General features: G+C 42.3%; 5 protein-coding genes, 3 tRNA genes and 4 pseudogenes. 7 read left to right on the forward strand and 5 right to left on the reverse strand.

The window, feature by feature from the left end:
- Positions 1-701 precede the first annotated feature (701 nt).
- The 7 genes and pseudogenes from N4T56_RS04915 to N4T56_RS04945 all read left to right on the forward strand — a co-directional run bounded on the left by N4T56_RS04915 (position 702) and on the right by N4T56_RS04945 (position 5061).
- Positions 702-1121, forward strand: coding sequence for a secondary thiamine-phosphate synthase enzyme YjbQ (locus tag N4T56_RS04915; RefSeq protein WP_261732434.1), 420 nt, complete (start codon positions 702-704; stop codon positions 1119-1121).
- Between the two features lie 255 nt (positions 1122-1376).
- On the forward strand, positions 1377-2021 hold the full coding sequence (uvrY, locus tag N4T56_RS04920) for a UvrY/SirA/GacA family response regulator transcription factor (RefSeq protein WP_261732435.1): 645 nt from the start codon (positions 1377-1379) through the stop codon (positions 2019-2021).
- Between the two features lie 39 nt (positions 2022-2060).
- Positions 2061-3894 (forward strand): annotated as a pseudogene (uvrC, locus tag N4T56_RS04925) (excinuclease ABC subunit UvrC).
- Positions 3895-3938: 44 nt separating this feature from the next.
- On the forward strand, positions 3939-4487 hold the full coding sequence (gene pgsA / locus N4T56_RS04930) for a CDP-diacylglycerol--glycerol-3-phosphate 3-phosphatidyltransferase (RefSeq protein ID WP_188922540.1): 549 nt from the start codon (positions 3939-3941) through the stop codon (positions 4485-4487).
- Positions 4488-4736: 249 nt separating this feature from the next.
- Positions 4737-4812 (forward strand) — tRNA-Gly (locus tag N4T56_RS04935).
- A 41-nt stretch (positions 4813-4853) separates the two neighbouring features.
- Positions 4854-4927: transfer RNA gene (locus N4T56_RS04940), tRNA-Cys, on the forward strand.
- A 48-nt stretch (positions 4928-4975) separates the two neighbouring features.
- A tRNA-Leu gene (locus N4T56_RS04945) sits at positions 4976-5061 on the forward strand.
- 390 nt (positions 5062-5451) lie between these two features.
- On the opposite strand, the gene N4T56_RS04950 is transcribed toward N4T56_RS04945, so the two are convergent.
- The 5 genes and pseudogenes from N4T56_RS04950 to N4T56_RS04970 form a co-directional block, all read right to left on the reverse strand.
- Entirely contained in the window at positions 5452-6426 is a 975-nt protein-coding gene (locus tag N4T56_RS04950; protein ID WP_261732436.1) for an IS110 family transposase, read from the reverse strand.
- A gap of 538 nt (positions 6427-6964) precedes the next feature.
- Positions 6965-8623 carry a pyridoxal-dependent aspartate 1-decarboxylase PanP gene (gene panP / locus N4T56_RS04955; protein ID WP_261732437.1) on the reverse strand — a complete coding sequence of 553 codons (1659 nt, stop codon included), beginning with the start codon at positions 8621-8623 and terminating at the stop codon, positions 6965-6967.
- 210 nt (positions 8624-8833) lie between these two features.
- Positions 8834-10002, reverse strand: a pseudogene (locus N4T56_RS04960) (glycerate kinase).
- An 18-nt stretch (positions 10003-10020) separates the two neighbouring features.
- Positions 10021-11378: pseudogene (locus N4T56_RS04965) on the reverse strand (GntP family permease).
- Positions 11379-11878: 500 nt separating this feature from the next.
- Positions 11879-13035, reverse strand: a pseudogene (locus N4T56_RS04970) (sugar diacid recognition domain-containing protein).
- Positions 13036-13356: the final 321 nt, after the last annotated feature.

A 13356-nucleotide genomic window follows, 5' to 3' on the forward strand; every position in this document is an offset into this window, starting at 1 on the left:
CAATAAGTTGATACTAAGTCTTTGTTGTAACTGATTTTGTGAGGCAAATCTCATTGTCGAAAACTATAATGATTAACTGCAAAACTGTTTGTGGGCGAAATATTATTAGGCAGACATATTGGCGGAAAAGACCATTTTGCATGATATTTTTATGCTTTGAATTGGCCACATTTTAATTGAAAACAGTCAGTGCAAGCGTGTGCATCTTGCCATGAATAAAATGTTAAGCCGTTTATGTTATGTGACGGTTGGTAGGCGATTGTGTTTTATGTTTGTGGTGTGTACGTTCGTATTGACTGGGTTACAGGTCGAGGCCTGATAATACTGGTTAACGCTGTGTAAATTTGGGTGCTAAATTGTGTTCTCTCTATGGCGTTGTTTATTTGCATAATATACTAGGGTTTAAAGTTAAAGTTTATTATATACAGATGGTTATGTTGTTTTTTATGCTTTTATTATGGTTAATAAGTATATTCAAATTGACACTTATACCGACTTATTTAGCACTTATTGTTATATCGAATCTGTTCACTTGAGTGTATGCTCTAAGTTAAATTATTCGAACGTGCTTTAAGGTATATTGAAGCTTAAATGTTACTGCGCTCAAGGCTTGGTTTAATGTTAATGAAGACGATTAACATTAATGAAATAACCAAGGATTAAAGCTTAAGTTGCTTAAAGTTAAAGGTTTAACGCAATCGATGTGGATTCAAAAATCAATTACATTGGCGCCGAAAAGACGCGGATTTCATTTAATTACTGATGAAATCATTAAGCACATTCCCCAGCTAATCAACATTGAAGTGGGCTTAATGCAGGTGTTTATTCAACACACATCGGCCTCGCTAACGCTCAATGAAAATGCTGATCCTACAGTAAGAGGGGATATGGAGCGTCATTTTAATGTGCTGGCACCAGAAGGTGCTCCTTATTTTAAGCACACTTATGAAGGCTCAGATGACATGCCTGCGCACATTAAATCAACGCTGATTGGTGCTAGCCAAACGATCCCAATTACGGCAGGGCGGTTAAATTTGGGTACTTGGCAAGGACTATACTTATGCGAGCATCGTGATAGTGCATCCTCGCGAACAATTATAGTTACAATTCAGGGTGAATAATTAAATATTCGCTCAAACTCAATGTATCTGGGATAACATAATTGTCTGTTTTGTATGCACTCCTCACGTTAGTGGATGACTTTGCTTGTGTAAGTAAATGTAAAGATGCTAAATTCAGTCAGCTTATTGAAACGCTTAACATACGCGGTTTTATTGGACTGACTTTTGCCAGCAGCTTGCATATAAATGTTTTGTATATAAAAAGGCTCTAAAAGAATTTAAAAGAATAACGCATAATAAAATAGGTGGGTTAACGTGATATCTGTATATTTAGTTGACGATCATGAACTCGTGAGAACGGGGATCCGTCGTATTCTGGAAGACGAACGCGGTATCAAAGTCGTTGGCGAAGCGCCCGACGGTGAAACGGCTGTTCAATGGTCTCGTCAGAATGAAGCTGATGTTATTTTGATGGACATGAACATGCCGGGTATGGGGGGGCTAGAAGCAACCCGTAAAATTTTACGTTATCAACCCGAAGCCAAAATTATTGTATTAACAGTACAAACCGAAGACCCATTTCCAACTAAGGTGATGCAAGCGGGGGCGTCAGGTTATTTAACCAAAGGCTCAACCTCACCAGAAGTGCTACGTGCAATAACCCAAGTAGCACGCGGTCAGCGTTATTTATCACCTGAAATTGCTCAGCAAATGGCACTTAGCCAGTTTAATCATTCTGAAGAAAACCCATTTAGCACCTTGTCTGAGCGCGAACTACAGATAATGTTAATGATTACCAACGGCGAAAAAGTTAACGATATTTCTGAGAAGCTTAACTTAAGCCCAAAAACCGTTAATAGTTATCGCTATCGCTTATTTGCTAAATTAGGCATTGGTGGCGATGTTGAGTTGACCCGTTTAGCTATTCGTTACAAAATGCTCGATACAGGTTCATTTTAGTTGGGAATATCCCGCGTAACGCATTAAGTAGCTTTAATCATGTCTAGTGGTTTTAATGCCAAATCTTTTTTAAAAAATGTCACCAGCGCCCCGGGTGTATATCGAATGTACGATATACGCCAGCAAGTCATTTATGTTGGTAAAGCCAAAGACCTCAAAAAACGCCTAAGCTCATATTTTCGCGCTAACATCCCCAGTGTTAAAACCCAAGCCTTAGTCAGCCACATCGAACATATTGATGTGACGGTGACTCACAGTGAAACCGATGCGTTATTACTTGAAAACGACTACATCAAGCAGTACATGCCCAAATATAATGTGCTACTGCGCGACGATAAGTCATATCCGTATATTTTACTCAGTGGTCATAAACACCCAAGATTGGCTTATCACCGTGGGCAAAAGCGTGAAAAAGGTCATTACTTTGGCCTTATCCTAACGGCGGCGCGGTACGCGAAAGCTTGCACTTAATGCAAAAGCTGTTTCCAATCCGCCAATGTGATGACTTATATTACAAATCGCGCTCTCGCCCTTGCTTGCAGTATCAACTAGACCGCTGTAGCGCGCCTTGTGTTGGTATTGTCAGCGATGAAGAATACAGCGAACAAGTTAAACTGGCAGGGTTGTTTTTGCGTGGCAAAGACAAGCAGGTTATTAGGCAGCTGGTGGCCAAAATGGAAGCGGCTGCAATTGATATGCACTATGAGCAAGCGGCGCAATACCGAGATCAAATTACCGCCCTTAGGCGCGTGGCTGAGCAACAAGAAGTGTCAAACCATAAAGGTGATATGGATGTTATCGGGGTGGACTATGCCTCGGGTATTGCATGCTTTCACTTATTATTTATTCGTGACGGTAAAATCTTTGGCAGCCGCAGTTATTATCCTTCGGTGCCTGCAGAGACCGACATTGAAGAAGTACTGTCATCGTTCTTAGGGCAATTTTATCTCAACGCCGACATTCAACGCACCATTCCTAAAGAGGTGATACTCAGTCATCACTTTGATGGCTTAAAAGCCCTTGAGGAATCTATTGAGCATGCCCTTGATAAAAAGTTTGAGCTTAAAACCCAAGTGCGTGGCGATAGAGCGAACTTTTTACGCTTAGCCATGACCAATGCCAGCAATGCTGTCGCGACTCGGTTATCGCACAAAAATACCGTTGAACAACGCTTTCAATTATTGGAAGAGGCGCTGGAGCTTAACGAACCAATTAAGCGTATGGAATGTTTTGATATCAGTCATACCATGGGCGAGAGCACGGTAGCCTCTTGTGTAGTGTTTAATCGCGAAGAGTGCACATAAGGCTGATTACCGGCGCTACAATATTACCGGTATTACTGGCGGCGATGATTATGCAGCAATGGAACAAGCCATTAGCCGCCGTTTTGATAAAATCGACAATAATGGCAAAGTGCCTGACTTACTCTTTATTGATGGTGGTATAGGCCAGCTTAGAGTGGCGCAAACCATTGTGGATGAAAAGTGCACTCATATCGATAACGCTCCTCTCTTAATCTGTGTAACCAAAGGCGAGGGGCGTAAAGCCGGTTTAGAAACCTTTACCGTAGGTGGCAGCGAACAAACGTTTGAGATCCCAAGCGACTCGCCTGCATTTCATTTAATTTTACATATTCGAGATGAATCGCATCGCTTTGCGATTACTGGCCACCGTAACAAACGCCAAAAAACACGTAATACTTCAACGCTCGAGTCTATCGCGGGTGTTGGCTACTAAAAGGCGTAAAGCCCTATTGCAACATCTTGGCGGAATACAAGAAGTCAAAGGCGCAAGTATTGCTGAATTGGCTAAAGTGCCAGGAATTAGCTTAGAAATGGCACAAACAATTCACGATGCATTGCGAGGGGGCTAAAATTAAGGCAAGATTGGCGCTGCTTCTGACAAATTGGTTTTTTTATGCCGTTTAATGTACCTATTGCACTGACACTATTTCGTATTGCTCTATTACCCGTATTTGTAGTAATTTTTTACTTACCTTACACATGGGCACCGTTTTTAGCCGCATTTATTTTTTGGCTTGCTGCGCTAACCGATTGGTTAGATGGTTATGCCGCCCGTAAATTAGGTCAATTAACCCGGTTTGGTGCGTTTTTAGATCCCGTGGCAGACAAAGTCATGGTGTCGACTGCATTGGTGTTATTGGTTCAGCAAAATGACAATATGTATTTAACCTTAGCGTCGTTGTTTATGATTGGTCGTGAGATTGTGATTTCAGCTTTACGTGAATGGATGGCTGAAATAGGCAAACGCGGCGTAGTGGCTGTGTCTTGGATAGGTAAATACAAAACCGCAGCACAGATGGCTGCAATTGTTGGTTTGATTTGGAAACCAACCCCATTATTAACCGATCTGTCTTTTGCGTTGTTTTATATTGCCGCAGCATTAACGTTTTGGTCGATGATGAGTTATATTTCAGCAGCTTGGAAAGATTTAACCGCTGAATAGCATAATATTAGTTCAATAAGTTTATTTAGTGCGCAAACAGTCAAAATTGCTTAAATCAATAATTGACACACGAGGTTAATTCGGTAGAATGCCTCCCCGTAGACAAGTGATGAGTCAGCAGCAAGCCTTAGGGTGGAACGTTAACCATGATTGTTTACAAGATTAAAAATGCGACATTAGCTCAGTTGGGCAGGTTGAAAGACGATACCTTTCTAGCAGTGATAATACAGCATTGTAAAAGTTATATAGGCGACATTAGCTCAGTTGGTAGAGCGATACCTTGCCAAGGTATAGGTCATCGGTTCGAACCCGATATGTCGCTCCAATTTCTTATCTTATCCGATGGGTTTGAAGTTGGTTAAAGATGGCGCGATGGCAGAATGGCTATGCTGCGGATTGCAAATCCGTCGATCTCGGTTCGACTCCGGGTCGCGCCTCCACGAATTGCATTTAATGGTTATTTTAAGTAACGGTTAAAACAACACTTTGCCCGAGTGGTGGAATCGGTAGACACAAGGGATTTAAAATCCCTCGCTGAATAAGCGTGCCGGTTCAAGTCCGGCCTCGGGTACCATCCTTTACATACGTTAAGTATGGTGTAAAAAAGCCTCGACATTGGTCGGGGCTTTTTTACGTCTGTAATTTGGTGCCTTATACCATATATGAATCCTCTCTTATTGCAAGAGACAATAACGACAATTTCTGATACTCAATTGCTCCCATATATTCGGCTTTGGGTATCAGATTTACCCGCCATGATGGATATCCGCACCTAGTTATCATATCAATCGTGACGGCTTCAATGAGCCTTTGGTATAAACTGATTTGAACTAGGTGGCTATGAGCCTTCAATCATCATATTGTTTCTTTAGCAATTTGGTGAAAAGGTACCTCTATTGTAATTGTGATTTAACGCTAGTTAGACAGCTTGTACTTTGTATTTTTCTTGCTTAATGACCATGGCTCAAGCCATTCTCGCCATCTTATTAGCGAGCGCTACACAGGCTTTGTTGAATCCGGCTCTAGCTTCTAAGTTGACAGCCCAAACACTTAATCTGTCATCTTTATTTTTGGCATGCTTCAAAGCGCTTCTCGCGCCATTAATGAGCTGAGTTCGTAAGTAGGCATTTCCTCGTTTACTTATTCCTAATAAGCGAGCTTTATCACCTGTAGAGTGCTGTTTTGGTACTAGACCACACCAAGCAGCAAAATGACGGCCATTTTTAAAATTTTTACCGTCTCCAAGTGCCACCCAAAGAATACTTGAAATCAATGCACCAATCCCTGTCATGGTTTGAAGACTTTGACACTGTTCATTATCTCGAGCCTGCTTAACAAAAAGCTTATCGATGTTTTTTATTTTTTCATCCCAGGTGATGAGCTCGTTCATCAGCTCATCGAGCATCATTCGAACAAGAGAACTCAGCTCATTCTCTGAGTCTTCTAAGGCAAAAGGTAAGGCCTTTTTTAGAGAAGAAATCCCTCTGGGGATAACGACACCATACTCAGCCAATAAACCTCTGATTTGATTGCCTAGCGCCGTTCTTTGCTTCACATATCGCTCTCTTACTCGGTGTAACAGTTGCGCATCTTGTTGCTCAATACTCTTTGCCGGAACGATTCTCACATCTTCGCGTTGAGCGACATCGGCAAGTGCTTGTGCATCATTGAAATCATTTTTGTTGCCAATACGATGCTGCGCAACATATTGAGGTGCAATTATCATGACCGAATGTCCGAGTTGGCTAAAAACCCGACTCCAATAGTGGCAAGCACCGCAAGCTTCGATGGCAATGGTACAAGTCTCCTTATTGGCGAAGTAAGCGACCAATTTACTTCTAGGGAGCTTGACCTTTTTTAGTATTCGACCAGAGATATTTTTCTCTACAACATGAAAAATAGATTTGGCTGTATCTAAACCGACTGTTACGCTTGTCATAGAGACCTCTCTTACTGTTGTTGGTTGCTTTTTCATCAATCAATATGGCTCATTTGAAGCCGATTTGGTAGAGAGGGTTCATTCCATTAATCCGCATTAGAATTTGTTCTTTTAGTGAAAATGATCAGTGAGGTATTCGAGGCAGCCTTTTGAAGACATAGTCGTTCTCGACAACTGCTCCTGCGTTGCTCTACCTCCTGCATCCATGCAGTCGTCGGCAACTGCTCCTGCGTTGCTCTACCTCCTGCATCCATGCAGTCGTCGGCAACTGCTCCTGCGTTGCTCTACCTCCTGCATCCATGCAGTCGTACGTTAAGAAAGGCTAACAAAGAAGACCACTATGATATATTCGCCCTTCGGGGCTGTGTCACACCCCCATTACTGCTTCAAATGACTTTGATGTAGAGGACGACACCTACAGTCATTTTCATTGTATTAGGCCTAGCAACCTAAAATAGATCATATTTTAATAAGGATTGGTATTATTGTGAAAGCTAAAGTGAGTTTCAAATATGGCTAACGACCACAAACATCGACGTTATTGATGAGTCTGTGCGACCAACTTTAACAGTTGTGGTAAAAACTCATTGTCTAATTGGGCTATTTCAACTTGCTCAGTCAACACGTCACGCAATATTTTCTCGTCGGTTAACGGATTGGCTAAAACGACTCTAAAGACCGTGGTGTGCTGTCTGAAATACTGCGTAGGTTGAATACGTGTGCGGGACACAAATGACTTGCCTTGCTCACGCTGATGCTTTTGAATAAATTGGGTTAAGCCGTCGACAAGCTCATTGATTTGAGCGACTAGCGTCTCATTATTGTTCGCCACTGCACTGTTGAGTAACTGCTGAACAGTATTTGGGATAAAGCGATACGTTAATAAGCACAACTCAGGTTCGGTGACTAATTCAAACTCTGGGTGCTGCTTGATAATGGATGCAAAATAGCGGGCTTTTTCCAAACTGTTATTAATTAAAATCTCATAGCCGTCGCGGCCAATAATTTGCAGGCAAGCATGCACTAACATCGCCATACCTGGGCGTGAACCTTCAAGGGTATGACTGCCTAAGTCTTTTGAGCCGACTCGTAAGATATATTCTGCATGATGCACAATGGCTTGTGCCAGTTCTGGTTTTTTAAATAACACCATCCCTGCGCCCATAGGCACATACATTTGTTTATGGGCGTCAATCGTCACAGAGTCAGCTAACTCTATGCCTTTCAGTAAATGGCGGTATTTGTTAGATAACAGGCTTGCACCGCCCCAAGCTGCGTCAACGTGGAAGTGGCATTGTAACTCTGCAGCTAATTCTGCTAGCTCTGTTAACGGGTCGACATTACCGGTTTCTGTGGTGCCTGCAACGCCAACAATTGCCATCACCTTAATATTTTGCGCCGCTAATTTTTGAGCGGCTTGACGCATTGCCTCGACATCAACTTTATTGTTTTCATCTGTTGCGATGCTGATAATATTGTCGCGGCCAATGCCCAGTAAATCCGCGGTTTTGCCTAAAGAGTAATGTCCACGCTCGGACACTAAAATCGCTAAATCGTCAAAACCATAAAAACGCAGCGCTTTAGGCATACCTTCGCGGGTGATCCCTTTAAAGTCACCTTGTGGTTTGAGCAAACGGTTGCGGGCTATCCATAATGCGGTGATGTTTGCCACTGTGCCGCCTGAACAAAAAGCACCAAGGGAATGATTGGCACTGTGCATCCATTGATCATAAAAGTTGCCGTGCTGTTGGTACACTAAGTGATGCATCATGCCTAGCACCTGACGCTCAAGTGGGGTGAAAGCTTTTGATGTTTCAATTTTAACTAAGTTTTGATTAAGCCCAACCATCATTTTAGATAACGGCAACACAAAATAAGGTAGAGCAGAGGTCATATGACCAATAAAACTTGGCGCCGCGGTATGGACTGAGTGAGCCACCAAATTTTGCATAATTTCGTCAGCGTAATCAGAAACAAATGTAGGATCTATTGGAATTTGATAAGTATTAAAATCTGTTTCAATTTCAGATAGAGGCTTTTCTAAAGCGGCAATACTGTTGCCTAAAAATCCGGCTAAATCTTGAGATAACTTCTGCTCAATAATACTTAACGTCGAGGTAGCGTCTTCGGGCGCGGTAAAGATACGCAATAAACTGTCTGCTGAAGCCTGTGCTTGACGGGGAATTTTTGAGGTCATTTTAACTTGCCGTTGTGATGAATACTTCGTTCTATAGCCAATGACTCATGGATACAAATAACCATGATGCTTATGGGACGAAATGAGGGTGCTAACTTTACTTTAAGCCTTGCATTGCTTCAAGTATTTATCTTGTTTGCACTAAATTACAGTGTTAAAAAAACGCCTAACACAAGGGGAGTTAGGCGTTTTATGTTAACGGCGATATGGTTAAATCCGCTTAAGGGATAATGACCAAACAGCTGCAATGTTTTGCGCAGTGTGAGTGAGGTTTGTTTGCGCTTCTGTCAATACTTGCTCTAGCGGCTGTAATGACGGAATAATTGGAAATATCGCTTTCATTCCTTGCTGTAAAATGGCCTCTGCACCATCACCTAGGCAGCCTGCAATGCCGATGACAGGTACATTGTATCTTTTGGCAACATTGAGTACGCCCATTGGGGTTTTACCAAACACAGTTTGCGCATCAAGGCGACCTTCGCCGGTAATGACTAAATCAGCATCCTGGCAATGTTGTGCAAGCTGAACCGTTTCAGTCACAATGTCGACGCCAGGTTTTAAGGTTGCAGCGAGTAATGCCATAACCCCAAAGCCCATACCACCAGCAGCACCTGCACCCGCTTGATGTTCACAGCCGAGTTTAATATGCGGTGAAGCTTGACGGTTAATCACATTAGCAAAGTGAGCCAAAGCTTGATCGAGTTGCTCCACCATTAAGTGAGTTGCCCCTTTTTGAGGGCCAAAAATAGCGCTAGCCCCTCGAGGTCACATAATGGATTATCGACATCGCAAGCGACTTCAATTATACATTCACTGATGTAAGGATGAAGTAAATCAAGGTCGATATTATGCAGTGTTGCTAATGCCGCACCACCCAAAGCAATGTTGTGGCCATTCACATCAGTGAGCTTAGCCCCAAGTGCTTGTATCATACCAGCGCCAGCGTCATTGGTGGCACTGCCACCAAGGCCTAAAATGATATGTTTGATACCATTGTTAAGTGCATCTGCTATTAACTCACCCACACCATAGCTGGTGGTCAACAGAGGGTTACGTTGAGTTGTTGAGACTAAATGAAGCCCTGATGCCGCAGCCATTTCAATTACGGCTGTGCGGCGGCTATTTGCATCTGCCAGTCCAAGAATGCCGTAAAATGCTTCAACAGGTTCGCCTAATGGGCCTGTGACTTGGCATTCTACAATTTGTCCACCTGTGGCATCAACCATTGCTTGCACTGTGCCTTCACCACCATCGGCCATGGGCACTTTGCAATATTCTATATTAGGGAAAACCTGTTTAAATCCCTGTTCAATGGCGTTAGCAACCTCAAGTGCACTAAGGCTTTCTTTAAACGAGTCTGGTGCAATAACGATTTTCATAATAGTCTCTATTAAGGGTTACAGTAAAAATAAGCTGAGGATGTACACAACTATCATTGCGGTGACACCCTGGACTAAGGTTGCTGCAGTTTGTGCGCGATAAGCTTGTTTAACGCTCATGCGGCTAAATTGGGTCACAACCCAAAAGAAGCTGTCATTGGCGTGTGATACTGTCATTGCGCCAGCCCCAATCGCCATCACGGTCAGTACGCGACCCATTTCAGAATTTAGGCCAATATCACCGAGTAATGGTGCAACTAATGCTGAGGTTGCAACCAGTGCCACGGTTGAAGAACCCTGAGCTGACTTTAACGCACTGGCAACAATGAATGGCATAAATATACCCACACCTAATGCCGATAAGCTGCTACCTAAAAATGCGCCAATTTCAGTGGCTTTTAACACCGAACCAAATGCACCACCGGCACCGGTGATCAGTAAAATTGGTGCTGCAACGACAAGCCCCTGGCTGATACGTTCACTAAACTCGGCAATTTTTTTATCGCTTTTTAAAAGTGATAGCGACAATAGCAAACCAATCATTAAAGCGTTAACCGGTTGGCCTAAAAATACCAATACTGAGAATATACCTTCTTCGCCAAGTGGTTTAGAAGGGAAGTTGGCTATCGACCCTAGGCAAATAAGTAAAATTGGTACAAAAATAGGGGCAAATGCTTTGGTTGGACTTGGTAGTTTACCGTAAGCGTTTTTAAGGTCATCGAGTTGATCAAGTTGTTGATTTAACTCTTCTGCGCCTTCACCATCTGGTTCTTCATTTTTAAATCGGTTTGCCCATAACATGCCAGCAAATGCGGCGATTGCAGCAACAAATACACCCACTGCAATGACTAAACCTAACTGTGACTCTAGGCCTAAGTTACCCGCGGCGGCAATGGGCCTGGTGTTGGCGGTACAAAAGTATGGGTTGCATACAGGCCAGTCGCTAACGCAACACTCATTGCCACGTTAGACACTTTCATGCGGCTGGCCATTGATTGTTTGAGCGAGTTTAAAATCACAAAACCAGAGTCACAGAATACCGGAATAGACACCAGGTAGCCGATGATCGACATGGTTAACGTTGGAAAGCGTTGACCAAACAGTTTGATCACCACTTCTGCCATTGTGATCGCCGCGCCGCTTTTTTCTAAAATGGTGCCAATGATTGTCCCCAAGACAATCACTAAACCAATATAGCCTAAAATACCGCCAAAACCACCGGTGATGGTTTTCGCGATTTCTTGACTAGGCAAACCATAAGCAAAAGCCGCGATAAACGAGGCTAAGATCAATGTTAAGAAAGGGTGTAGTTTAAACTTAGAGGTGGCGACGACGATGAACGCAATTACGCCAAGTAGAATTAGTATTAGTCCCATATATTACTCGTTATTTATACCAATCACATTAATGCTTTATTGTGCTCTGGTTATCATAAGTTGTTCAATTTATGTCGGATTAATGTTTAAAGGGTTGGCCTTTAACACTAATGTTCGTCACTCAGAATGCTAAAAGCGTTAGGTTTGGCGAGAAGGTAAATCACTTTGTTTACGGCAAAGTGACTCAAGCTAACCACTGCAAGGTATATTGGTTTCCACTAATAAAGAACGTGCCTCTATTGGTAGCGCAATGATGCAGAGATTAGACTCACAAAAAGCCAAATATAACGATGCCTCCAAGCCTCCGTATTGATTAACTTAATTTGAATCCCCATTACATGATCAAGTCATTAGTACGGTTGGTATTATTATTGTTTGAAGGTAGAAAGTACTCAATAATAGTAAATCATTAAGCTTAAATAGCTTTGTTCGTTTGCACCAACTGAGTGGCTATTAGTATTGATTTGTTGTGCGTTTGCACAAAATTAAGCGTAGGCGAGTTATTCAGGCTGATGGATTAATTGACCTAGGTATAAACTGAGTAAGCCATTGAAATTATGTAAGTCTACATTAGTAATCGATTGTATTTTATCAAGGCGATAGCGCAGGGTGTTACGATGAATAAACAAACTTTTGGCACAAGCCTGTAAATCACCTAAATGTTCTAAGTATGCTGCTAAGGTTTTTTGCAGTTGTTGGTTGTTATCAGCTTCGATCAATTTTTGATACGGCACCTGCAAGGGCATTACCACGCCAATGATGGCGCAACCCTGAAAGCAGCACTTGTAAGCTGTAGTCTTGATATAAATATTTGCTCTTATTGGGGTGATATTTTTTACCTATGTCGAGTGTTTCTTCTCGCGGTGCGGTAAGAATATGTAATGCCTAAGTCACCGCTAAAATAATGCCCTAATGAGATATGCAAGCTCAGTTGCATATTAGCCGGTAAACGTTTGAGTAATTTATCTATGCGTTGGCTTTCAAGTTCAGGGTCAAATTGTTTACCGTCTAAAAAAGCGGGCTTTAAAATGACAAGCTGGGTTAATGATGTCATGGCGATTAGGTTATCGCGCATTGGATTTTGCAGTAAATACATCACTTGTTTGAGGGCTTGATTATCTTGCTGAAAAGACGGGTTATTGCTGTCTAATTCGATAATTGCAGCCACTCTTGGCATCGATAAATCAATGCCTAATTGTAATGCCCATTGTTTTAGCGAGGGGAGTTCTGCTTCGCTGGCCACAATAAACTGCGAGATAAACTCTTCTTTTTGTCGGTTTTGCCATTGGAGTTGTTCTTGAAGGTTTGCTTGTTCAACAATCATTTCGGCGGTCATTTTTAGTAACTCACCATAATGACTCAAGCTTTCTGGCTCACCTGTTATGCCTATCACGCCAACCACTTGCCCTTGATAATGTAACGGCAAATTAAGCCCAGGTTTAACGCCGTGCAGTGTTGAGGCTATGGCTTGACTAATTTCGACATTACGATTTTGACTGATGGCTAATAAAGCACCTTCATGAATGGAGCCAATTCGATGTTTTTCACCTGAACCAAGGATCACAGCTTGAGCGTTCATGACATTGATATTGTGGCCGATTATTTTCATGGTTCGGTCGACAATCTTGTTCGCAATATCCGTGTCTATTTGAAGCATAATGCCCTCGAGTATTCCTCTAATGATGTTATCAAGAGGTCGTTAATAATTAAGCTATTTTTGTCAACGCGACACCATACTAATCGTTTGTTTGATAATGGGTTATACCATAACAACAGCCGCAGAGCAGACGATGTGTTTTATGATAACGTATGTTGGATAGAGTGTAACAATCAATGTAAAAAAATATGCTGAGCGTAACGTGCAGGGCAGTGGAGAGGCAATAAAATGTGGGCACATCCTTTTGCCCAAATTTCAATCACAAGTCATTCAACTGTTAATGTAATGTTAATTGCAACTTGTTTGCAAGCTTTATGTATT

Source organism: Shewanella phaeophyticola (genome assembly GCF_025398315.1).
Classification (GTDB): Bacteria; Pseudomonadota; Gammaproteobacteria; order Enterobacterales; family Shewanellaceae; genus Shewanella; species Shewanella phaeophyticola.

Bases quoted from the DNA above. Each gene is read 5' to 3' on its own strand.
- N4T56_RS04915 (WP_261732434.1), top strand. From the start codon at position 702: ATGTGGATTCAAAAATCAATTACATTGGCGCCGAAAAGACGCGGATTT.
- pgsA (WP_188922540.1), top strand. From the start codon at position 3,939: ATGCCGTTTAATGTACCTATTGCACTGACACTATTTCGTATTGCTCTA.
- N4T56_RS04950 (WP_261732436.1), bottom strand. From the start codon at position 6,426: ATGACAAGCGTAACAGTCGGTTTAGATACAGCCAAATCTATTTTTCAT.
- panP (WP_261732437.1), bottom strand. From the start codon at position 8,623: ATGACCTCAAAAATTCCCCGTCAAGCACAGGCTTCAGCAGACAGTTTA.